The sequence below is a fragment of the Velazquezella soli genome (assembly GCF_977018685.1).
In genome coordinates this window covers 2,387,736-2,408,132 of record NZ_CDRNXF010000004.1, presented here as the reverse complement: position 1 = coordinate 2,408,132, position 20,397 = coordinate 2,387,736, and the positions used below count along the sequence as shown (strand labels likewise).

The following is a 20,397-nucleotide window of genomic DNA, read 5'->3' as shown; positions in this document are numbered from 1 at the left end:
ACGGCCAGCCCGCCGTTGGAGAGCAAGACGAGTTCCGATGGCGGCGCAGAGAAATGATTTACGTAAGGGGGAGCCGCGATGGCGAGGGTGAAATGGCTATTGGTATTGGCGTTCGGGTTTGTTGCCTTTCCAGTCCATGCACAGCAAAATCAACGTGAGGATCAGCTACAGACATGTGAAGCTGTCTTGGGTGATAGCCCTGCCTCAACTGAGTGCGGAAAGATTTTTGCTAGGAATGCGGATTGCTGCATCCAGTATGATGCAAAGCGCCTAGCCAAACTGTGCGTCAAAATGTCGAACACTGAAAACGCACTAACTTGCTTTTCCGAAATCCATGAAGTCGGTTTTTGGAAAACGGACCTGATAGAGGAAAACGAACCTGGTCTTGGTGCTCAATATGCTGAGCAATGGAAGAAGAACGTCATGCGCGAATGCCTGAAGGAGGCTTCAAAGGCTGCTGCCCTGGACTGCGCTATCCTCCAAAAAAGCGGGACCAAGTATGTTTACGGGGAGAAAAATGCAGAGGTGGCACGTCAGGCCGCTGCAGCAGACCCCATCATGAGGTTCTGCAGGCGAGCCTTTGGCGATTACTGGGAAGGTGTAGAGCAGTGCATCACAGACCAGCGAGCGGCGAAGAAGCGGCTAGGGCAATAGGATTGTCGATGACTACCAGTCCCGCCTCTAGCTCTTTTGCGGCCACGAAGGCCGTCGAATGCGAGCGGTAGCAGATCACAGGCAAAACCCATTCGTGCATGCCTCTATCCTCTCTGTGGACGGTATCAGCCGTTTCGAGAGCGGGCGCGATTGCATGTTCGGTGTGTAAGGCGGGCATTTGACGGTATCGTGGCCCCACCGCGCCAATATTGTTCGACGTGATCCACGGCAGAGTCAGTCAGCATTTTGATTTCATTGTTGCAAATGGCGCAGGTATTCTCTTGCTCAAAAAGCTCTTTTTTTAAGGCTGTCGAAAACAGCCTTTTATTATCGAGGCCGTCGACACTCGCCATCAAGGCTTGAAGCCGCCTATTCCATGTATCAAAGGCATATTTGATTTTTTTGGAGTCACCAGTAGATTTTGTGACTGCATCGATCCACTCGCTGTCATCGAGGACATCAAGGTATTCCTCCATAATCATGTCCGCTTTCGATGAAATCTGTGCTGAATCATAGGAGGACAGAGAAGTAGAAATTACTTGAAATATAGCAGCATTGGCTTGGGCAGCCCATTCACCATTGCCGTTTCTATCGTGTTTTCTAATGCGGAACGCATTTCCGCCGAAAACCGTGTAGCAATTGCGCATCGAGCGTTTAAAGCGCTTTTCAAAATCATCGAGGTTATCCTCGCTGGTGTTTCTATAAGTCTCGAAAAAGCGGTTTAAGAAAGACTTGATTCCGGCTGTCGCCCGATCATGCTTGAGCGTATCGAATGCTAGGAACCGCAGGACAAGAGCTCTGTCGAACATTCGGTCTGAAAGGTTCCGAATGTTTACGGCATTCACGAAATCGGGTACTTTGGTAAGTTCTTGAATCTTAGTGTTAAGCTTTCCGCGATAAATACAATTACGTATTTCCATTTCGTTCAGAGACATTCCGCCCGTATTGATGCGTTCAAATGTCGTAAATTTCAAATCTTGAGGCGTATTTGAAGAGAGCTCGAACGACGTAATTACAGAATCTTCGAGTTTTTGTTGAATTTTTTTATCGAGTTGAGAAAATGTCTTTCCGTTTAACTCTGGGAAGGCTTCGAGACCCTTTAGTTTGAACTTTCCGTTAAAGAAATTAAAGATAGTTGTGAGGCGTTGAACGCCATCTATGACCTCAAGTTCTTCGTCTGGAGTTCGCGACATGAAAACAACCGGAATCGGAATTTGCATGAGAAGGGATTCAATCAGGAGCGACGGCCGCTTGCCCTTCCAGACATACTCGCGCTGCCAGTCGGGATTGAGGTTCAATCGGCCCTGCTGATGCAGTCGGTGATATTCAAACAAGGATGTATTGCGTTGGTGCATTACAGCCTGACGCTGGTTTTCAGGAAGGTCTAACCCGCCTTCATCTGACCCGCTTTCATCTACGCTATTGCTGTCCACATCATCAGTCTCGATTGAAAAGCTTGTCAATTCCTGCGGCATTTTTGCCTCGTCCTCTGAGCGTTCAGCAACTATTAATTGATCGTAGCTGCTTGCTCGCCTCTCCGCAATTACCCGGGCCGTTGTTCGAACATGAACCTCGCCAGTGTTGCGGCTACCTGCTTTCCTTCTACGACGGCCAGCCGACACCTCGCAGGATCACAATGGGTTAACCCCGCAGACCGCATTCATTTTCTTGAAGAACTTCTTTCGAAGATCGATGGAATCCGTGTCGCTCAAGACAGCGAGGTAGCCCTTGAATTCCGCCACCAATTCCTTGTGAAACTTGGTGCGGTTCACGATGATATTGCCGTCATCGAACTGCATCAGCGGGCCGCTAATGCCGACCTTCATTTTGTCGGTCGCGGCGCTATGATGGAGGGCGCACCGCCCTTGTATATAGAATTCGCTCGCTTTCGTGTCAGCAACCATGCCCTCGCCAAGGCAGGCCAGGAACGGTTGCCAAGCGCTCAGAAACCCTCTGAACAGCGATCCGCTTTGGCCATCGGTTACGCCCCGCCTAAACCCCTCAATGGTTTCGAGAACGAGGCAATCAAGTGCGAAGATCGCAAAGCCGAAAGTCGGCGGCTTGGTGTCATTGTCGATGAGGGTTTGCGCGGGCTTGATAAACCGCCCTTCTATGCGGTCCCGCAGGACATCGACGGCCTTTAGCCAGTCCTCTTGTTTCGGATTGTCGGCATTGAGGACGAGGCCGCGCCAGTCCGCGACCGTGTATCTCAGGCTGATTTGCAGACTACGGCTTTTTGTCGTGTCGCTCATGTTAATGCCGCCCTTCGCGATCCTCCGATGACGCTCTTACAGTTCGAGAATCCTAAGTTGGGCCTCAAGAATTTGTTCGCGTGGAATGTCCATCGTCTCGAATTTGTCATGCAGGTAGCGGCGGATCGTACCGCTTTCACGTTCCGCAGCGTCTAACATTTCGGGGTCTTGTTGCCCCCAACCCTTCATAATCGAGATCGAGGAAGTCAGTACACCGTCTCGAATGAATGCCTTTTGGTCGAAGTCGGGACATTCGAAAACATACCAGACAAAGAACCGCATCGCTAAACGTTTGCTTTTGTAAACGCCCTTTGTCGCCGTGTGGACGGCTAGGCATTCATCGAAGAATTTTTGCCGCGGGCGATCAGGTAGACGCTTTACGTCTAGGCCAAGGTCAAAGAGATCGCCCGAAACCCTAGCCGTGAAAAGGGACATAGCGTTCCCTTTGAGAAACCCCGTAACGTCTTCCCACAGGAGAGCGCAACCAAAAGCGAATACAGAAATAGGAGCCGCCCAGACTATTAGGGCAACTCTGTCGCTGTTGAAAAGCATGAAAAGGAATCCCCAAGCCCCGCCGATCACCAGTGCTATGCCGAGGGCTATAGAGATAAACTTTCGCATGCCCGCTCCCCTATTATCTCGCATTACATGGAAGCCATAATTGCCCCTATTTCTCTTCTGATCCACCATTCGCGAGCGGATTTGCAGTAAAAATCCATATTCCGGCCGGGATAGCAGAGACGGCGAGGGTAAGGATGCCCTGAACAACACGGCGATGGGTGAAGCCATCCCAAGACAGATACAGCGGAGCGGTCACGACCGCCGCCCCCCCTTGCGAGACAGAACGCAAGCGACTGGATTAAGCCCGCCTGTTAATATTGGCGGCAATTCGTATAAATGCCAGCGCTTATGCACCTGACCTGATCACCGCCAGGACGCGAAAGTGGCATGACGTTTGGTGCGCTGTATTGAGGGATTTGGCGGGCTGACATGGCCTGATTGTTTGCGGCAATCATTCTGTTTAAGTCGGCAGAAGACTGTTGTTGCTGCATTTGCTGAAACTGGAACATTTGAATTTGTTGATCTGTCATGGCATCGCGCCAGCCAGTGTCCTTTCCTTGTGCGTCGGAACACATGATCCTCGTTTGCGATATGCCGCGCAGATTCTTACAGGTTGGATCGCCAGCCATGTAATATCGGCCATTATAGAAATTCGGGGCGGGGCCAGAGGTGCAGCCGACCAGAGCCGCCGCCAAAATAGACATGGTAATTTTCTTCATCAATTATTGCCCACCCCACAGCTATAACGCGAAAATGGCATCAATGATCGCGGGACGCAATGCAAAGGTCAGTCGTCTTTGATCTCAACGGCTACGCGCCGACCGCGAGCGGCCGACCTTGCCGCAAAATGTCCGACGACAGCGGCTTTTCGCGTTTCGCGACGGCGCCTTAGTGAACCTGGGCGGCTTTAGGTACAAAAGCAGGATATGGGTTTCGGCAATGTCTGAGTGCCGATAACCTTCATTATAGGAACCTAGTATCTTTTACGCCATTCCGTATCTGCTTCCTGCCACTGCGCAACCCGCCGCCGCATATCTGCCCCGCATATCAATGAAACTCGATCAAGGATCGCGAACCGAGCGCCCGGGCCAGCCATATAGTCGATCGTGGTTTTGCTTTCGAGCAGTGCGGGACACAGCTTCGCGGCGTTTACGCAATCCTGCTTGATGAGGAACGCCACCATTTCGTCGTCGTGATAATTGCCATTGCCCGGCCCGTCGCGACCGTGAATGCCACCGTTGAAGATATAGCTAGTGGCCCGCATTCCCGACTTGCAACCGAGTGCTACCGTTCGCTTGTCGCCGTTTTTTACGGCCAGACCAAACCGTTCCTCGTCAATCGCGATAATCCGAAGATCGTCAGTATTCACCACGATTTGGGAGGTGTTGTCAGCGATTTTGACGGTTTCCTGATGAATGTCGCCAAGCTTGCTGACGAGCTCGCCTTGCACCTTTTCCAGCACCTGAAAACGGGAGGCGAGATAGCCAGTGTCTTTGTCTTCGGGGCCAGCGGGTTCTTGCGACAGGAAGAACAGGCTTAGCGCGGTCATTATCAAGCCGACCCCAAGCAGCCCTTTCGTTATGTCGCTGTGTCGGCCAAGGGTTGCGGCGGCGAGAAAGCCCAGGACGAGCGCGCCGATGCCCGCCATAACTCCGTAAATGTTCGACCCTGCAAGAGGCGTTGCAATGTCGTTGCAAACCCCTATCAAGCCGCCTATCGCGGTGAACGACAGGTGTTTTTCCATAGGCTGCAAGATTGCGCGCATTTGATCAGACCCCTTTTAAATCCCCAAGGTGTCGTAACAAGTGGGCGTTAGCCGATGCCTAAGAAAAAGGCTTAAAAATCAGCTCCGTCATCATCGCCACAGACCGACAAGCCCGCCTCACGCGCCGCCTCGACAAAAGCCGCCCTCGCGTCTTCGGCCGTGTCGTCCTCGCTACCGCGCAAGACGGCTTCACAGACCATAAGGGCCGTAAGATACGCCTCGCCCACGTCCGAGGCGGGCCATTTCGTCGTCAGGTAAGCCGCCAGATCGTCGACCGTGTTGAGCGGATCGGACCACCCGATTTGCACAGGGGTAATCGCCGTGCCTCTATCGATCACGCTATCAGCTTTCCGAACAGCGACCGAGGGCGGCGCAATGCCAGCCTTGCGGGCGCGTTCGATCGCATCCCTGCCGATCTCCATCAGCTTGTCGCGGTTCTCATGGGTTTTCTGTAATGGCATCACCGTCCTTGTCGATTTCCGTCCGCGATCCGTCAGGCCGATAGAGCCACCGCTTGCCGTCATAGTCGTATGCCGTCACGGAATGACACTCTGACAGGATAGTCACCTTTTGGCCCGAAGCGGACTTGCTATTGGCATCGCAAAGGTCGTTTGCTAGAAATCTCCTATGATAATACGCTCGGAAACCTCCCTCGACATTCCAGAAATCCAAACGCTTGTCGCAAACGCGTTCGAAAACGCGGCTCACAGTGACGGAACAGAAGGAGCGATTGTCGAGGCCTTGCGAGCAACAGGTGCTTTGACAATATCCCTCGTGGCAGAACGGGATGGCGTGATCTCAGGCCATATTGCCTTCTCACCGGTCGAGATCAACGGACAATCTGTCGATTGGTACGGTCTTGGGCCCGTCGCTGTAAAACCTGATCAACAGCGGCAAGGTGTTGGTACTCGACTCATTGAAGCTGGACTTGACGAGATAAAAGCACTGGGTGCGCGGGGGTGCGTTGTTCTGGGTGATCCTGCTTATTATGGTCGCTTCGGGTTTCATCCTGACGCCTCGCTCCAGTTTCCAGGCGTTCCCCAAGAGTATTTCCAACGCCTAGCTTTCTCAGATGACAAGCGTGATGGGGTGGTGCGCTATCATTCTGCATTCTACGGGGAATAGTCGCTTTTGGCGTAGCCCTGCCGAGGCCTTGGTCTGCAGTCGGCCAAACAGGTCATCTGCTTGCTCTAATAGCGGCAGGCGCACGCCGTTCAAGGAAATAGCACTACGCCTGCGGCTCTCCAACCGACAATCCTATCGAGACTTCAAAACGGCATCCCTTGATGGTTTGGCACCTTCGACCAGGATCACGTTGGGAGATGCTGACGCTTCACCCGCATTGACGATCGCGCGTGTGGGGCTGGTTGCGGATGCCATCGCGGCCCCCTTGGCATCGGTCTTGAAGGCGACGATCGGTTCCGGCTGGCCTTCGAAGAGCAGCGTGTAAGTGGTGTCCGGCTTCAGCTTGGAAACGCTGACGTCGACGATATCGATCAAACCGAGATTGCGCGAAACGATCATGCCGCTGCCCTCCATATTCTCTGCGGGCTTGAGCATGAGGGTGATGTTCTCGGGCATATCCTTTCGCGGCTCCAAGTTTTGACGGCCATCACCGCCCACAACTGCGTCGGGAACATAGATCAGGGCCTGCGGAGCTTGGCCGGAGGGGATGTGGGCGATCTTCGTCTGCTTTTCGGTGTCGATGACATCGATCGCATCGCCATTCTCCAGTCCGACATAGATACGGCTGCCGTCTCCGGAGCCCCAGATGCCATGCGGAAGCGCACCGACCGGTATGGTGGAGACCAGTTTGGCTTCATCATCGAGTGTGTAGACTTTCACGACATTCTCGCCGCCAATGGTCACGTAAGCGAGGGTGCCAGCGGGTGTCTTGGCAAAGGCCAGATGGTTTGTGATCGGGCCGGTATCGATAACACCCTTGACCTCGAGGGTTTTGGTATCGATCCGCGTTACCTTGCCGACGTCCTTGTGGGTCAGCCAGGCTTCCTTGCCGTCGGGCGTGACCTGTATGAACGGCGAGAAGGGCGACACGACCGGGATGGCAGCTAGCAGCTTTTTCGACGCCACGTCGAAGACCTGGACGACGGGGTTGAAGCTGTTTGCGACGAAGGCGCGCTTGCCGTCTGGCGCGAAGATCGTCATGCCGGGGCCACTCTCCGTCTTGATCCGATCGGTCTCCTTGAACGTCTTGGCGTCGATGACCGACAGGTAGTCTTCTCCACGCACCGTCACCCAGACATGCTTGCCATCGGGTGTGAAGAAGGCTTCGTGCGGGTTGCGGCCGATATAGGTCACACCCTTCACCTTGTTGGTCGCGGTATCGATGAAGGTCACCGAATTGGTAACGGTGGAGACAGCAACGATTGTTTTATGGTCCGGCGAGAAGCCGAGACCGTGAACATTGACCTCGCCCTTGTAGAGAGGGCTCAGGACGTTCGGCCTTGGATCACCCAGCTTGATCAGACCCAGAAGCGTGTTCGTCGAGGGATCGATGACGGAAACCGTGTTGCTGTTCTGGTCGGCGGCATAGACTCGATCCTTGGCGTCCGGAAGAGCCAGGGCGGGAGATGCTGCGAGTGCGGACATCAGAACCAGGATGGAACGTTTCATTTTACAGTCTCCAGAGGTGCGGCAGGTTGATTTCCCGACTGATCGAGCATCGCGTGCATCAGTTGAATCTCATAGGTCTGCTCGGTGATGATCGATTGAGCGAGGTTTCGAATTTGCGGGTCTTTCGTGCTGACCAGAACCGCCTTGGCCATATCGACAGCGCCCTGATGATGCGGGATCATTTGCGCCAGGAAGTCCCTGTCCGGATTTCCGGTCTCAGGAACCGACATCATGCCGGCATGCATCTTTTCCATTGCAGCCTTCATGCTTGCCGAGAACGCATCTGCTGCTTCAATCTTGCCCGCCGGTTCGGGCTGATGATGCTGGTGCTGCTGTTCTGACAAGGCGGGGCTGAGGGAACAGAGGCCTATGCCGACCGCCGTTGCGATAAGAACTGTGACTTTGGCGCGCATGAGGTCTTCCTTTCGACAATAGTGGGTAAGAACCCCTGGAGGTGGGATTCATTCCCACGTGACGGACAATCCGTGCTCACGTTCCCGTGACTGGGCTCCGGGTGCTCTGCATCGGGCCTTTCTGATCAGCCGGCTTGTGCGGCGGCGACAGCATCGGAGACCTCGTCGAAACTGCGCTTCACTTCGACCCGCTCGGCGTTGACAAAGAACGATGGCGTGCCGGCCACACCGAACTTCTGACTGGCCTCTGTCGTCGCGGCATTGAGCTTGTCCAGATAAGCCTGATCGGCAACAGCGCGATCGAAGCCCGCACGGTCGATGCCCATGCCAGCGGCGATCTCGCGCAGCACATCCTCGGCGTTTAAGGCCGAAGCAATTTCATCGGACTTCGACATAAAGGTCGATACCGTCTCATCGAATCTGTCCTGGCCCCGCGTATTCGCCAGCATGAAGATGACGGCATCCGCCGAATTTCGCACGAAGGGCCGGTAGGCGATCTTCAGCTTGCCCGGTGCCACATACGTCTCCTGCAGCTTCGGCAAGACTTTTCCATGGAAGTCGATGCAGTGACTGCAAGTCGGGGAGGAATAGACGACCAGCGTGACCGGGGCCGTCTTCACTCCAACGATACTGTCCTGGAACACAGCCGGGTTCATCAAGCCCTGCACGGGGTCGGCCTTGGCGGACCCTACACATCCCAACGCAATGCCGCCGACGATCACGGCCATAATACGAAGCGTCATATCTTCTCCTCCTCGGTTCGAGAAAAAACTCCGACATGGGCAGACGCCGGAGTGTTTCGATCATCAGTCTGCCTTGAGGCAGGGCGCGATAAAGAGCGAGCGGTCGAGTGCACCCTTGATCGTCTTGGCCGCAACCAGCAGCCACATGCAGGCAAGGGCAGTTACGAGGACCGCGCCGAAGACAGCGATCGCCGACATCGGCACCACCGTCGACAGACGAAGCGTGGCCACGGAAAACACGCCGAGCGGGAAGGTGTAGCCCCACCAGCCGATGTTGAAGGGCAGGCCCTCGCGAAGGTAGCGCAGGGTGATCAAGACGGCAGTGGCCAGCCACCAGATGCCGTAGCCCCACAGAAGTATCGCGCCCAGGAAACTGGCTCCGCCGAAGGCCGGAGCAACGCTGGCCAATCCATTGGCCGCGAGCACAGCGGGGCCGGTCTGGCTCATCACGAGAAGGCCGAGGGCTCCGGTTCCGATCGGGCCAAGCGCCAGCCAGCTCGAGGCGGCCATGTTGACATGCGGAAGCTTGTGGACGGCCATGCGCAGGAACAGGATGACCAAGACGCTCATGGCGAGCGGGACCGAACAGGCCCAAAGAACCAGGCTGGTCATCAGCACCGTCAACTGTGTCTGGGCGTCGGCGATATGGGGCAGAAGCAGACCACCGCTGACGGCCGCCACCTCGCTGGCCACGATCGGCAGCAGCCAGACTGCGGTCATCTGGTCGATCGAATGCGACTGGCGGGTGAACATCATGAACGGGATGGCGAGGCCGCAGGCAAGCGACATCGAGACGTCAATCCACCACAGCGTCGTTGCGATTGCTACCGCCGTGTCGCCGATATGCGGGATGCCGTAAATCAGAAAGCCATTGACGATCGTGGCGAGGCCCATAGGGATGCAGCCGAAGAACATCGATACGACCGAATGGGAAAAGACCCGGCTTGCCTCATGGAAATAGAGCGTCCACCTTGCAGCGTAGAGCGCCGTGCAGGTGGCGAACAGCAGGATGTTGAACAGCCAGAGCGCCTGGCCCATGGCGAACAGCCACAAATGCCCCGGGAACTGGGCGAGAGCGACAGACAGGATACCGGTGCCCATCGTGGTGGCGAACCAGTTCGGGGTAAAGTTGCGGATGATATTGCCCTGCATAGGCACATCTGCGACGTGTGTGATGGGCTTAGTGGTGGCAACAACCTGTTGCATGGCTTCTCTCCTGATTATTGAGGAGAAAATACGCGACCACGTCAATCAGTTCCAACGCATAGTTCAGGATGTTTCAATCGACATTTTCGATTGATTGAGGATTGTGGACGACGTTTCGAAGGCCTCATGCAGACGGTGACGCTGCGTTATCGAGGTATTGATCAGCGTCGGGCTCGGATGAGGCGACAGGATCACCTTGATACCGAAACTCTCGAGCAGTTCCATCGCTGCACTCGCCACCGATCCCGCGAGAATGGCAACCTCGACGTCCGGCAACAGCGGTAAGAGGCCAGAAAATTTCTCCTTGCCGTCGCGCCGCTCGCTGGCCGTGATCGACTTTCTCGTCGCACGGACCCACGGGACCGCATTCCACAGAACGATGTTATCTCTCGATATCCCGGTCTCAGCCAGCGCCTGTCGCAGGTTCTTCGCCGTGCCGGTCGGGTTATCGATTGAGACGAAGCGGCGGTGGCATTCGACCTCACTTGGCCCGGGTGTCTCGAGGAGGATCAGCAGTCTCGCATGGACGCCGCCATCGAATGGATCGAAGTTCGGTACATCCTGGCCGGATGCAAGCTGAAGGCGGTCTCGGTAGTCATTCAGTGCTCGCGTATGCGGTCTGTCGAGTGCGGCCAACCGCTCGTCGCGACGGTGCTCGTGCCAGAGTGTCTCAGGCCCGCGATAGGTCATCAGACCTCCTCTGATAGCAGCGTCTCAAACGCATCGGCTGCCTTCGAGCGATATCGTTCCTTGTGCCGGATCAGGAAGAACGGACGTGGAAGCGGAGGATGGTTGGCCTCGACCAGCATGTTGCTGTTGAGTTCTGTCTGGGCGGCACTTCGCGAGGTCAGCGTTACCCCCATGCCCGCTTCGACTGCGCCGAGCACAGCTTCATTCCCCGGCAGAACAATCGCAACATCTATGGCCTGGAGCTTCAGCTTCTCTTTGGCCATCATCGCCTCGAAGGCGAGACGCGTGCCCGACCCGGGTTCGCGCAGCACCCATGTCGCATCTGCAAAATCCGCCTTGCCCAGCTTTTTGCCTTTGGCCCAGGGATGGGTTGGTGAAACGACGATGATCATCTCGTCCGTGGCGATCACGCGTGAGGACAAGGTCGAGCGATCGATCACGCCCTCGGCCAAACCGAGCTCGACCCGCCCGGTCTCGACAGCATCCGCCACCGCCTCCGTATTGCCGATTGAGACATCAAGACCGAGACCCGGATAAAACGCATGAAACCTCGCAAGCCGTGACGGCAGCCAATAGGCACCGACGGTCTGGCTGGCCATGACCGACAGATCACCGCGTAACAAACCCGTCAAATCCTTGAGCGCGGTTTCGGCCGCCTTCGCCTCCGCGAGCACCTGAAGCGCGTGTTCGAGAAAGATCGTTCCCGCCTGGTTGAGAACGATCGAGCGTCCGATCCTGTCGAACAGCGCTACGCCATGACGTTCCTCCAGCGCGATAATTGCCGCACTGACGGCCGACTGCGTCATGTGCATCGCCTTGGCGGCTTTGGTGATGTGCTGATGGCGGGCGACTTCGGCGAAGATGCGCAACTGGTCTAGGGTCATGGGGATCGCAGTCTTGAATTCGTCCAGTCCAACAATCGAATTTTCCGAACGTTCGTTATGAATTTAAGCGATGCAAATGATGTTGCACAGTGCTGCTGAATGGCAATCGAGGGGGCATCGGTTCCTGTAATTTTGCCAATTCCCAATCCAGATGCCCGTCCTAAAAAACACCTAACGGATTACACATAAGTCGGACCCGAGATGACCGCTATTGGCGCGAAGCGGCCAAGCGGCGGCGCCATCGTTTAACTTTCGTTGTCGGCCGAGGGTAGAAATACGGAACGAACGCGCGGGGGCAGTCAGTCCCGCGCACCCTTCGGGCCGTTTCACTGCGCTCCTATGGCTACCCTTTGACCGCCCTTGTCGTGGCGCGAATTCCCGAAATCGCGGCAAGCCGCCACTATGTTGATTTCTCCGATGTGCTTCATTGTCCCATAGGGCGATCAGAAGAGATCGTGGGAACACTTGGTTTCGTGACCGTCTCCCAAGCCTCTATGCCCGCCGCGATAGCTTGGACAGACCCGATGATTATCAACACCCGCGTCAGCCACAAAAGGCCGTTTTGGACGTTGAAATTATCCTTGTGCCGCCGTTCTTCTTTCTCGTAGTCGGCAATCGTGTTGAGGGCTTTTGCCCGCATTGTGTAGCCGTGGTCGGCCTTCGCCAGGTCGTGCGAATCTGTCAGGGACGAGAGCAGGAGCGCGTAGTAGGTCATCAACGCCTCCTTATCGGTTCGATGTACCCACCGCACCGAATAGAAGTGCGTCAGCAATTGGGTGTCGCGGGCCTTATAGTTCCGATCCTTGATTGTTTCCGCGAGGATATATTTCAGGATTTTCATGCGGTCATGGCGCGGCAATGGCCGTAGATTGAAGACCTGTTGAACGATCCGATCGAGGCCTACCCGGAGGAACGGGAAACCGACGATGTATTTCCAAATGAATGATGGAACGCTGAGGCTGTAGAAGGACCAACCTCGATAATAGTGCTGAATGTAGAGCCGATATTCCCCAAAGGAGGAATATGGGATCGAGCATTCGTGAACGCAATTTTTGCCATCGTCGGACCACTTGCCTGTCAGGCCAGACGGTTGCATTTCGTTTGCAACAAACCGCATTTCGCCTTCATGGTCGAGCAGGAACACCGCATAGAAATTTGTCCATCTCCCTACCTCTCCCGAGGTTTGAAAAAGTGCGGGGGCGTTCCTCCGTAGGCCGATGTCGATCACCCGCCACATGAAATAGCGTCTAATCCTCGCCGTCAGCTTCATAATGCCCCCGCACTCGCGCTTGCCTCGCAGAAGATATAGCAGGGCGACGAGCGCGATTGCACGGGATGGTTTCACAACATGCCCGCCAAGTGCTCGATCGTCAGGACCATACTTTCACTTCATTGTCGGCCGAGGTAGAAATACGGAACGAACGGGCGGGGGCAGTCATCCCCGCTGACCCTGTGGGCCGCTTCGCTGCGCTCCTATCGCTACCCCTTTACCGCCCTTGTCGTGTCGCGAATTCACGCTTTCTCGCGCGAGGGCGGCGCTATGCTGAAGCTCCGATATGCTTCATTGTCTCAACGTCGTGGAGGTGAATATGCGGCTACTTGGTGAACGGGTTATCGGCCGCTACAGATGGCTTTTCGAGATATCGCGTGATGGTACTAGCCAGCATTTTTGCCGTGTCTCGGCACCCAGTGGGAGTGCGTGCCATGCCAGAGTTTATCTGGGGTGATACCTTTTCCCAGACCAAGTTCGCAGTCTTTTTCGCGATGTTGTTGGCGGAAATTATATCGATAACGACTTGCTCAGATCGTTGCGTATCCTTCGCATTGAAAACCCATCCATGCTCGGAGCAGTCCTTTACAAGGCTCCAAAAAAGATAACCAAAATATAGCTCGTTCTCGGCCTGAGTTGGAACCCTCAGGCTGTGAATTTCCTCGGTTGTAGGGTTGGGTCGAGCGGGAACGGACGCGGTCAAGGAAGGATCGTTTGCGATGTCCAATTTTAGAGACTCTATGCATTCCCTCATTGCTGCTGCGACTACTGGTGAGTAACCTTCTGTAGGCAGATAAAATTGCGGCCCTTCCCAGCGGAAAGTGATTGTGTCGTTAATGAGCATACGCTCAAGCAAGCTGGTGGCGTTCTCCTCACTGACGTAGCGTTCGTAGACATGGGAAGCAGCACCCGTACCTGATATGAACGTGAACTCTACGCCGATGGATTGAGTTATAAGCTTTACGTTGATGGTGTTGCTAGGGGCGGCTGGCCCGATCCCTACAAGATACCAACGATAACTGCGCCCATCGAAAACAAAATTGAACTGGTCCTTGCTTTCGTTGAGCCACTGCATGCCGCAGACTTTAGACGAAGTTAGCTGGACTGATGCGACCGTCCAGTTTCCAATCTGCTTGAGAATTGTAGCATGGGCGGCAAACGCCGAAAGCCACAGCGTGAAACCGCAGAGAAAGAGAAAACGCATCGTGGCATCCCTATTAAATCAAGTAATGCAATAAAAGACAGGCGTTAATTCTAGGTATGGCGATATAGTGAACATCGCTAAGCCTTCTGATTGCCCGCGGTCATGCCGCCATTCCTTTTGTCAGTTGTTCGAAACGACGAGGGCCAAAGCCCATGTCGGCCATTTCGATACCTACATCACGCGAACGGCCGAACGGCTCAAGCTTGCCGTGGGAATGCCCGTAGGAATGTCATGCGCCATAGTGGCTTGCGGGCCAAACTCTGTGTCCGTAGTGGGCTAGGTAAACCCGTTCCCCGACATCCTTTGTCTCGTGCGCCGGCGACGGCGGAATGTCCCATGGCAGACCCGCGAGAGCGGGTTTTAGACGGCCTCGATTATCGAGATCATGATTGCCCGTAATCAAGACCTTGCGGCCTCGCAGCGCGTGGAAGCAGTGCGCCACATACTCCGTATCATTCGACACGGCGAAGTCGCCAAGAATGAACAGGAGATCGGCCGCAGCCATGCGTGCGCTGCGGTCGATTTCGGCCTTGACGCGCAGCGCGAACAGGAGGGCGACGGGAGAGAGGTCGAGGCCGTGGCGGCCTGTCCTGATCGTGTATTCCGTTGCGTCCTTCACGATCCTCACGAACATCGAGTCGGCTTTGAACTCTTCGACAACCTCCGGTTCGATCTTCTTCTTGGAGCGGCGACGCGGCTTCTTCTCCGGCACTGGCTTCTTGGTGGCCGGGAAGAAGTCGTCGGCGGATCGGGTCGGGAGGGTGAGCTGGAGGACGGACAGGAACGCGTGAACGGCGGCCGCATCGCCTTCGCGGCTCTTCCTCAGCTGCTTCTCGGTCATGCCAGTACCGACCGCCGCCATGGCGACGATGGTGGGCATGCCGACGATGGCGACGAGGTCGTCCACGGTTTCCCGAGGGGCTACCGGATCGACGACTTCGGAGAGAGTAGGATGTCCATGAGGGGCATGCCGGGGACGCGGCTGTCGTCGAAGCCTGCGACGGGGGGACCTCGGCTACGAGGATCATCGCGCCTTCAACGTCCGGCTTGTCCGGGTCGGGGATCATCGTCCCGACGGGGGTTTCCGTGGCGATGATGATCGGGAAGGAATGCGCGTCGACATCGATCGTCGCAGGAAGGCCCGCGTAGGACCTCCTGCTCAACCCGATGCTTCTGCGTGTGCCTGGCTTCTTTTTCGCGTTGTCGTCTCAGAGAAATTCATCTGAGACGAGCCTGACAACGGGAGCTGCAAGATTCAGCGCAGGGTCCGCCGCCGGCGAAATCGGCATAAAAAAAGACCCCGAGGATGTCTCCTCGGGGTCTTGTGTCGATTACGAAGTAGCCTTGCGCGGCAAGCCAATGGCGTCGAACAAGGTATGCAGGTTCTTGACCAGCACGACCTTGTTGAACTCGACGTAAGCCTCGTTGCCGTAGTCGCCATCCAACGCCTGCACGACGAGGACCACGGACATCAGCGCTTCCTCGACCTCGTCGCGCGCCGCGACGAAGCGGTTTGCGATCTGATGCGTAGTCTCGCCACCGAGGGCGTTGAGCGTGCACGCATGGAAGAACTGCGACAACGGGTGCACCTCTTCTGCGAACTCCTGCGCAATGTCGGTGGCTTCGCCGATCGATACCAGGTTGGGCGCAACGAGCAGAGTAACGTGATCGATGATCACGGGCTCGGACTCCAGCATCGCGTCGCAGTCGCCGAGGAACTCGGTGACAACGCGATGTGCGCCCTCCATGAGATCGACGATGGCTTCGCCGATCGCCGGGTCGGAGAAGTCCAGCTTGTCAAACTGGACCGCGAGATGCGCATCAGCCTTAGCCTTGCGGGCTTCGGCCTCCGCCTTACGGCGAGCAGCGCGGTTGGGGGCTTCGTGTTCCTTGGCCATGCCAAGTCCTCCAGCCCGAACGAAGAGGTGCAAAGACATCGTCCGGGTCTTTACGAGCTAGGGTGCACCTATCTCGTGAAGGGGGTCGTAAGCCATGTAATTCGTGGCTCATCTCCTGTTGTTTTCGACACCCGGAGATTTAGTGTTGCGGAAATAAGACCAAGTTAAACCAATTGGTTAAACGAAGCTATTTACTGACGACTACAACTTTAACGACCTCGGGGCATCCCCCGGATTCAGCAGAGATATCCGGGAAAGCTAATGGATGGCGGCCGAGAAAAGAATCCGGCCGCCGTGAACATTTTCATGCCAGCTCGATCAGTCCCTCGCGCTCGTCGTCGAGGTCTTCGAGATCGTCGCCGTCGAGGTCCTCGTAGTCGTTGAGCAACGACATCGACAGCGTGGTGTCCGCCGCCTCGCCATTCGCCGCTGGTGCTCCTGCGCCGTAGACCGGATACCTAAGGCCAAGCAGGATTGACCGCGCCATGTCGAGCGCGTTTTCCGTGTCGATACGCGAACCTGATGGTTCAGGCGAAGAAGACAACCCCAGACAACAAGACACTGGGTCGATCCTCGTGGATCAATGTGGTCAGCAAAGCATCGGAAGACAAATGGTCGGCGAGGGAGGGAGAGGTTCTTCTCGATATGTTGCGCCAACTGCGCAATGGTGGCGAGGAACCTGATTTCTATGTCGTCACGCCGTTCAAGATTGTCCAGGACAGCCTTCGGGACATACTTCGACGTAGCGGCATTCTGGATGGCTGGGTCGCCGATCCTTGGGATTGGGCGGAGCAGAGGGTAGGTACCGTCCACACGGTGCAGGGTCGAGAAGCGGGTATGGTGTTCTTTGTCCTCGGCGCGCCGTTGCCCTCACAGAATGGCGCTCGGGCGTGGGCGGGTGGGCGGCCGAACCTCGTGGACGTGGCTGCTACTCGCGCGAAGACGACATTGTACGTCATTGGCAACAGGGCCAACTGGAGAACGGCAGGGTATTTCGCGACCTTAGACCGCTTCTTGCCCGATCGTCCGTCCACCTAAGTGGAATCGGACTGGTAGACTGTCTTGATTTTGGACTTAGTTGAAATCTCCAATCCTGCCGACGCTGAACACGATCTCGGGCTCACCTTCCTCGCCGACAACAGGATTGCCCTCGCGCTTCCACACGACGACACCAGCGTGGCGGCCCTCAAGTTCACGGGCCTGCTCGACGGCGGCCGCCTCGTTGGCGGCCACTCGGGGAGCGAATGCATGTACCGCTTGATCCTGGCCATCCAAGTTAAACGCTACGATGTAGACAGTGGCGAACGTGCCTGGCAATTTGAGGTCTCCTGATTGTTACGGCGGAACTCCCTCACAATCCCAGATGTTCCACTCAGTCCGGGAGCCCTGCCTCTCCGAGAGCTTTTCACCATCAAGGCGGCAGGCAGAAGGGACGTAACAAAAGCTCTGATTGACCCTATTTCCGTCCGACCGCCATTATCTCCCTGACAACCGGATCGTCATCGAGGAATTCAGGCTCGACGGTCGCACCGACCGCGTCGAAGTAGCGACTCATGAAGTTTCTGAACGAGGCCGCCAGAGCAATATCGGCGATGTTGACATCGGTAAGACCAACACCCCGCAACCGCTGTATGTCGGCTTCCGTGATCTTGGAAGCGTCGCGGGTGATCTGCTGCGCGTATGCGAGCATTTCGACCTGCTGATCGCTTAGCTCGGCGTTGCGGTAGTCCTTCCTGATCGCCAGAACCTGATCACGGCCGAGCTCGCCCGAAAGGCTGCGGAAATAGACGTGCGAGCAATAGCTCGATGGCACGTCTCCCGCCACGACGAACGTGATCAGGCGAAAATTGAGGAGGCCGAGGGAAAAGCCGTCGCGTATCTGGTGGAGCAGGTTCTCGATGGGGGCGATGACATCCGGGCGAGCGGACCAGCATTGCGTGGCCTGCATGACCTGGCCCATCGAGTTGATTTCCGCGTCGTAAAGCGCGGCGATTTCGCCCGTCGCCTCGCTTGGTTCGACCGTCTTGATGAACATCGAGTGCCTCCATGTGCCGAGCTTGCGTGAAGATACCCGAAAACCGGGAAGATGCCACAGGCTGTCCCTTGATGCCCCCGACGAGCCACCGCTTCCGCTCTCACCAGGTTCCATCGCTCGAGTTCGAGCAGGGCATCAGGCAGCAAACGATGCGGGGATGCGGACGGCTCGCGCCGCGCTATGACGTCGTTCACCAGGTCTGCGAGTTTCTGTTCCGAAACCTAAGACCCCAGAACCGCTCCCGCGGCGGCCGCGAATGCTTCGTCGGATTTCCGAAGACGTAGTTCGTGCCGGGGATGTCCCTCTGCGTAGCAGAGGGCGCAGCCATTTCCCGTCCCATGACGGCGCGCTGGCATACAGCTGGTCTGCGAGGTCTTAACCACTTCGTCCACGATGACGCAAGCGTCCGCGCCGCTTGCTTTCTTCGTAGCCATTTGGACTGATCAGGTCTGGAGGCAGGGCGTGCGGGGCTTGCGGAACGGAACCCTCCTACTGTTGAAGTACATCAACTCGCAGGTTTCAGGCGACGAGCGAAGGTCGCCGCAACGCAGCTTGCGAACGGCCAGCGGTACGTCGGACCACGTTCCCTATTGAACTCCGGCCTCCTGTGCTATTTAATGACTAATGAGTCATTAAAGAAAAACAACATGCAAAAGACCGACGTCCTCATCGCGGGTGCTGGCCCGACGGGCATTGTCCTCGCTCTCTGGCTTACCAAGCAGGGACTCAAGGTCCGGATCGTGGATAAAAGCAGCGGCCCGGGCGAAACGTCCCGCGCGATGGCGGTGCAGGCCCGTACCCTGGAGTTCTACCGCCAACTCGATATGGCCGACACCGTCGTCGCGGCTGGATACAAGACACCTGCGATGAACATGTGGGCGCGTGGAAAGCGCCAGGCACAGGTCAAACTCGCCGACGCGGGCGAGGAGATTTCGCCCTATCCCTTCGTCCTGGTGTATCCGCAGGATCGTCACGAGCGCATGTTGGTCGAGCGTCTCCAGTCGATGGGCATTGAAATCGAGCGGCAGACCGAACTGCTGTCGTTCGTAGAAAAGGGAGACCAGGTAGAGGCTGTCCTGAGACATCACGACGGCCAGGAAGAAACCTGCACCGCCACTTATCTGGCTGGATGCGACGGCGCACGCTCGCCCGTTCGCCACCAGATCGGGGGCGGTTTCGAAGGCGGCACGTACAAGCAGCTGTTCTACGTCGCCGATGTCGTCGCTCGCGGAGTCGATCCGGCTGGCGACGCGCACGTCGCGCTCGACAAATCCGACTTCGTGCTCGTGATGCCCTACGGCGAGGCCAATCAGTATCGCCTTATCGGCACGGTCCGTGGCGAGCGCGCCGAGCATCCGGAAACCCTCTCGTTCGAAGACGTGGGGCAAGAGGCGATCCGAGGCCTCGGCGTGCAGGTCGACAAGGTCAACTGGTTCTCCACATACCGCGTCCATCACCGGGTCACAGACCGTTTCCGTGTAGGCCGGGTATTCCTGCTGGGCGATGCCGCGCACGTACACAGCCCCGCAGGCGGGCAGGGGATGAACACGGGTATCCTCGACGCGATCAACCTCGCATGGAAGCTGACCGCAGTCGTCAAGGGGCAGGCCCCGGACAGCCTGCTCGACAGCTACGAGATCGAGCGCAAGGCATTCGCGCTGAAGCTCGTGGAGACGACCGACAAGATTTTCACCTTCGCGACGGCTGAAGGCGGCTTCGCCGAGTTCGTCAGGACGCGGATCGCGCCTACCTTCATCAGCGTGGCGTACCGTAGCGAAAACGTCCGCGAATACATGTTCCGTATCGTCTCCCAGACGACGCTCAGCTACGAAGGCAGTCCTCTGAGCGAAGGGAAAGCGGGCAGCGTCCAGGGCGGAGACCGACTTCCCTGGGTTTCAGTGGCGGGGGCCGACAACTACGATCCGCTACGCGAAGTCCGCTGGCAGGTCCACGTCTACGGGCAGGCCGATTCCGATCTCGTGGCATGGTGCGGTGACCACGGGGTTGCCCTACACTTATTCGAATGGCGACCGGAACACGGGAAAGCGGGTCTGGCCCGGGATGCCGCCTATCTGCTAAGGCCTGACACGTACGTCGCCATCGCGGCCTCCGACGGATCGGCGGCTCGACTGGACGGCTATCTTCGCGATCGTGGCATCGCCTTGAAACCCTAACGCTCGTTGCGGAA

The 20,397-nt window shown here is 56.7% G+C and carries 23 protein-coding genes; 5 read left to right on the top strand and 18 right to left on the bottom strand.

Annotated features, from left to right (window positions below; all coding sequences use genetic code 11):
* Window positions 1-78: 78 nt before the first annotated feature.
* Complete coding sequence (locus tag AC0JZ8_RS15200; protein WP_471892878.1) at window positions 79-654, top strand: hypothetical protein; 576 nt, start codon at window positions 79-81, stop codon at window positions 652-654.
* Window positions 655-779: 125 nt separating this feature from the next.
* Here the strand turns inward: AC0JZ8_RS15200 and AC0JZ8_RS15195 are convergent, their stop codons facing one another.
* The 6 genes from AC0JZ8_RS15195 to AC0JZ8_RS15170 form a co-directional block, all read right to left on the bottom strand.
* Window positions 780-2,129: a GmrSD restriction endonuclease domain-containing protein gene (locus tag AC0JZ8_RS15195; protein WP_471892877.1), complete on the bottom strand. Its 1,350-nt coding sequence runs from the start codon at window positions 2,127-2,129 to the stop codon at window positions 780-782.
* A gap of 156 nt (window positions 2,130-2,285) precedes the next feature.
* A complete protein-coding gene (locus AC0JZ8_RS15190; protein WP_471892876.1) occupies window positions 2,286-2,906 on the bottom strand; it encodes a hypothetical protein in 621 nt (206 codons plus the stop codon).
* 36 nt (window positions 2,907-2,942) lie between these two features.
* The gene (locus AC0JZ8_RS15185; protein ID WP_471892875.1) at window positions 2,943-3,527 is read right to left on the bottom strand and encodes a hypothetical protein; all 585 of its coding nucleotides are present in this window, start codon (window positions 3,525-3,527) and stop codon (window positions 2,943-2,945) included.
* A 251-nt stretch (window positions 3,528-3,778) separates the two neighbouring features.
* Window positions 3,779-4,186, bottom strand: coding sequence for a hypothetical protein (locus tag AC0JZ8_RS15180; RefSeq protein WP_471892874.1), 408 nt, complete (start codon window positions 4,184-4,186; stop codon window positions 3,779-3,781).
* A 254-nt stretch (window positions 4,187-4,440) separates the two neighbouring features.
* Entirely contained in the window at window positions 4,441-5,232 is a 792-nt protein-coding gene (locus AC0JZ8_RS15175; protein ID WP_471892873.1) for a hypothetical protein, read from the bottom strand.
* Window positions 5,233-5,303: 71 nt separating this feature from the next.
* Window positions 5,304-5,693 carry a DUF982 domain-containing protein gene (locus AC0JZ8_RS15170; protein ID WP_471892872.1) on the bottom strand — a complete coding sequence of 130 codons (390 nt, stop codon included), beginning with the start codon at window positions 5,691-5,693 and terminating at the stop codon, window positions 5,304-5,306.
* Window positions 5,694-5,859: 166 nt separating this feature from the next.
* Here AC0JZ8_RS15170 and AC0JZ8_RS15165 point away from each other — a divergent pair, with 166 nt between their 5' ends.
* Window positions 5,860-6,357, top strand: coding sequence for a GNAT family N-acetyltransferase (locus AC0JZ8_RS15165; RefSeq protein ID WP_113110902.1), 498 nt, complete (start codon window positions 5,860-5,862; stop codon window positions 6,355-6,357).
* A gap of 132 nt (window positions 6,358-6,489) precedes the next feature.
* Here AC0JZ8_RS15165 and AC0JZ8_RS15160 read toward each other — a convergent pair whose 3' ends face one another.
* The 11 genes from AC0JZ8_RS15160 to AC0JZ8_RS15110 all read right to left on the bottom strand — a co-directional run bounded on the left by AC0JZ8_RS15160 (window position 6,490) and on the right by AC0JZ8_RS15110 (window position 16,661).
* Window positions 6,490-7,866, bottom strand: coding sequence for a YncE family protein (locus AC0JZ8_RS15160; protein ID WP_113166465.1), 1,377 nt, complete (start codon window positions 7,864-7,866; stop codon window positions 6,490-6,492).
* Entirely contained in the window at window positions 7,863-8,279 is a 417-nt protein-coding gene (locus AC0JZ8_RS15155) for a DUF305 domain-containing protein (RefSeq protein ID WP_113110900.1), read from the bottom strand. The genes AC0JZ8_RS15160 and AC0JZ8_RS15155 overlap by 4 nt, the downstream gene beginning before the upstream one ends.
* A gap of 125 nt (window positions 8,280-8,404) precedes the next feature.
* Window positions 8,405-9,007, bottom strand: a complete 603-nt coding sequence (locus AC0JZ8_RS15150; protein WP_162734856.1) for a thioredoxin domain-containing protein — start codon at window positions 9,005-9,007, stop codon at window positions 8,405-8,407.
* A 78-nt stretch (window positions 9,008-9,085) separates the two neighbouring features.
* On the bottom strand, window positions 9,086-10,228 hold the full coding sequence (locus tag AC0JZ8_RS15145) for a TDT family transporter (protein WP_113110898.1): 1,143 nt from the start codon (window positions 10,226-10,228) through the stop codon (window positions 9,086-9,088).
* 63 nt (window positions 10,229-10,291) lie between these two features.
* Complete coding sequence (locus tag AC0JZ8_RS15140) at window positions 10,292-10,918, bottom strand: uracil-DNA glycosylase (protein ID WP_113110897.1); 627 nt, start codon at window positions 10,916-10,918, stop codon at window positions 10,292-10,294.
* The gene (locus AC0JZ8_RS15135; RefSeq protein ID WP_113110896.1) at window positions 10,918-11,802 is read right to left on the bottom strand and encodes a LysR family transcriptional regulator; all 885 of its coding nucleotides are present in this window, start codon (window positions 11,800-11,802) and stop codon (window positions 10,918-10,920) included. The genes AC0JZ8_RS15140 and AC0JZ8_RS15135 overlap by 1 nt, the downstream gene beginning before the upstream one ends.
* Before the next feature lie 424 nt (window positions 11,803-12,226).
* Window positions 12,227-13,072, bottom strand: coding sequence for a hypothetical protein (locus AC0JZ8_RS15130; protein WP_471892871.1), 846 nt, complete (start codon window positions 13,070-13,072; stop codon window positions 12,227-12,229).
* 325 nt (window positions 13,073-13,397) lie between these two features.
* Window positions 13,398-14,276 (bottom strand): hypothetical protein, encoded by an 879-nt coding sequence (locus AC0JZ8_RS15125; RefSeq protein WP_471892870.1) that lies wholly within the window; start codon window positions 14,274-14,276, stop codon window positions 13,398-13,400.
* 229 nt (window positions 14,277-14,505) lie between these two features.
* Window positions 14,506-15,183, bottom strand: a complete 678-nt coding sequence (locus AC0JZ8_RS15120; protein WP_471892869.1) for a hypothetical protein — start codon at window positions 15,181-15,183, stop codon at window positions 14,506-14,508.
* A 424-nt stretch (window positions 15,184-15,607) separates the two neighbouring features.
* Complete coding sequence (locus AC0JZ8_RS15115) at window positions 15,608-16,174, bottom strand: hypothetical protein (protein ID WP_471892868.1); 567 nt, start codon at window positions 16,172-16,174, stop codon at window positions 15,608-15,610.
* A 304-nt stretch (window positions 16,175-16,478) separates the two neighbouring features.
* Window positions 16,479-16,661, bottom strand: coding sequence for a hypothetical protein (locus tag AC0JZ8_RS15110; RefSeq protein ID WP_471892867.1), 183 nt, complete (start codon window positions 16,659-16,661; stop codon window positions 16,479-16,481).
* Window positions 16,662-16,696: 35 nt separating this feature from the next.
* Here AC0JZ8_RS15110 and AC0JZ8_RS15105 point away from each other — a divergent pair, with 35 nt between their 5' ends.
* Window positions 16,697-17,212, top strand: a complete 516-nt coding sequence (locus tag AC0JZ8_RS15105; protein WP_471892866.1) for an AAA domain-containing protein — start codon at window positions 16,697-16,699, stop codon at window positions 17,210-17,212.
* 24 nt (window positions 17,213-17,236) lie between these two features.
* Window positions 17,237-17,506 (top strand): hypothetical protein, encoded by a 270-nt coding sequence (locus AC0JZ8_RS15100; protein WP_471892865.1) that lies wholly within the window; start codon window positions 17,237-17,239, stop codon window positions 17,504-17,506.
* A 124-nt stretch (window positions 17,507-17,630) separates the two neighbouring features.
* Here the strand turns inward: AC0JZ8_RS15100 and AC0JZ8_RS15095 are convergent, their stop codons facing one another.
* Window positions 17,631-18,209 (bottom strand): carboxymuconolactone decarboxylase family protein, encoded by a 579-nt coding sequence (locus AC0JZ8_RS15095; RefSeq protein WP_471892864.1) that lies wholly within the window; start codon window positions 18,207-18,209, stop codon window positions 17,631-17,633.
* A gap of 647 nt (window positions 18,210-18,856) precedes the next feature.
* Between AC0JZ8_RS15095 and AC0JZ8_RS15090 the strand changes: the two genes are divergently transcribed.
* Window positions 18,857-20,383 (top strand): FAD-dependent monooxygenase, encoded by a 1,527-nt coding sequence (locus tag AC0JZ8_RS15090; protein ID WP_471892863.1) that lies wholly within the window; start codon window positions 18,857-18,859, stop codon window positions 20,381-20,383.
* The last annotated feature ends 14 nt before the right edge of the window (window positions 20,384-20,397 follow it).

Coding starts and splice junctions, on each gene's coding strand:
- AC0JZ8_RS15200 (WP_471892878.1), top strand. CDS start 79: ATGGCGAGGGTGAAATGGCTATTGGTATTGGCGTTCGGGTTTGTTGCC.
- AC0JZ8_RS15195 (WP_471892877.1), bottom strand. CDS start 2,129: ATGCCGCAGGAATTGACAAGCTTTTCAATCGAGACTGATGATGTGGAC.
- AC0JZ8_RS15190 (WP_471892876.1), bottom strand. CDS start 2,906: ATGAGCGACACGACAAAAAGCCGTAGTCTGCAAATCAGCCTGAGATAC.
- AC0JZ8_RS15185 (WP_471892875.1), bottom strand. CDS start 3,527: ATGCGAAAGTTTATCTCTATAGCCCTCGGCATAGCACTGGTGATCGGC.
- AC0JZ8_RS15180 (WP_471892874.1), bottom strand. CDS start 4,186: ATGAAGAAAATTACCATGTCTATTTTGGCGGCGGCTCTGGTCGGCTGC.
- AC0JZ8_RS15175 (WP_471892873.1), bottom strand. CDS start 5,232: ATGCGCGCAATCTTGCAGCCTATGGAAAAACACCTGTCGTTCACCGCG.
- AC0JZ8_RS15170 (WP_471892872.1), bottom strand. CDS start 5,693: ATGCCATTACAGAAAACCCATGAGAACCGCGACAAGCTGATGGAGATC.
- AC0JZ8_RS15165 (WP_113110902.1), top strand. CDS start 5,860: ATGATAATACGCTCGGAAACCTCCCTCGACATTCCAGAAATCCAAACG.
- AC0JZ8_RS15160 (WP_113166465.1), bottom strand. CDS start 7,866: ATGAAACGTTCCATCCTGGTTCTGATGTCCGCACTCGCAGCATCTCCC.
- AC0JZ8_RS15155 (WP_113110900.1), bottom strand. CDS start 8,279: ATGCGCGCCAAAGTCACAGTTCTTATCGCAACGGCGGTCGGCATAGGC.
- AC0JZ8_RS15150 (WP_162734856.1), bottom strand. CDS start 9,007: ATGGCCGTGATCGTCGGCGGCATTGCGTTGGGATGTGTAGGGTCCGCC.
- AC0JZ8_RS15145 (WP_113110898.1), bottom strand. CDS start 10,228: ATGCAACAGGTTGTTGCCACCACTAAGCCCATCACACACGTCGCAGAT.
- AC0JZ8_RS15140 (WP_113110897.1), bottom strand. CDS start 10,918: ATGACCTATCGCGGGCCTGAGACACTCTGGCACGAGCACCGTCGCGAC.
- AC0JZ8_RS15135 (WP_113110896.1), bottom strand. CDS start 11,802: ATGACCCTAGACCAGTTGCGCATCTTCGCCGAAGTCGCCCGCCATCAG.
- AC0JZ8_RS15130 (WP_471892871.1), bottom strand. CDS start 13,072: ATGAAGCTGACGGCGAGGATTAGACGCTATTTCATGTGGCGGGTGATC.
- AC0JZ8_RS15125 (WP_471892870.1), bottom strand. CDS start 14,276: ATGCGTTTTCTCTTTCTCTGCGGTTTCACGCTGTGGCTTTCGGCGTTT.
- AC0JZ8_RS15115 (WP_471892868.1), bottom strand. CDS start 16,174: ATGGCCAAGGAACACGAAGCCCCCAACCGCGCTGCTCGCCGTAAGGCG.
- AC0JZ8_RS15110 (WP_471892867.1), bottom strand. CDS start 16,661: ATGGCGCGGTCAATCCTGCTTGGCCTTAGGTATCCGGTCTACGGCGCA.
- AC0JZ8_RS15105 (WP_471892866.1), top strand. CDS start 16,697: ATGGTTCAGGCGAAGAAGACAACCCCAGACAACAAGACACTGGGTCGA.
- AC0JZ8_RS15095 (WP_471892864.1), bottom strand. CDS start 18,209: ATGTTCATCAAGACGGTCGAACCAAGCGAGGCGACGGGCGAAATCGCC.
- AC0JZ8_RS15090 (WP_471892863.1), top strand. CDS start 18,857: ATGCAAAAGACCGACGTCCTCATCGCGGGTGCTGGCCCGACGGGCATT.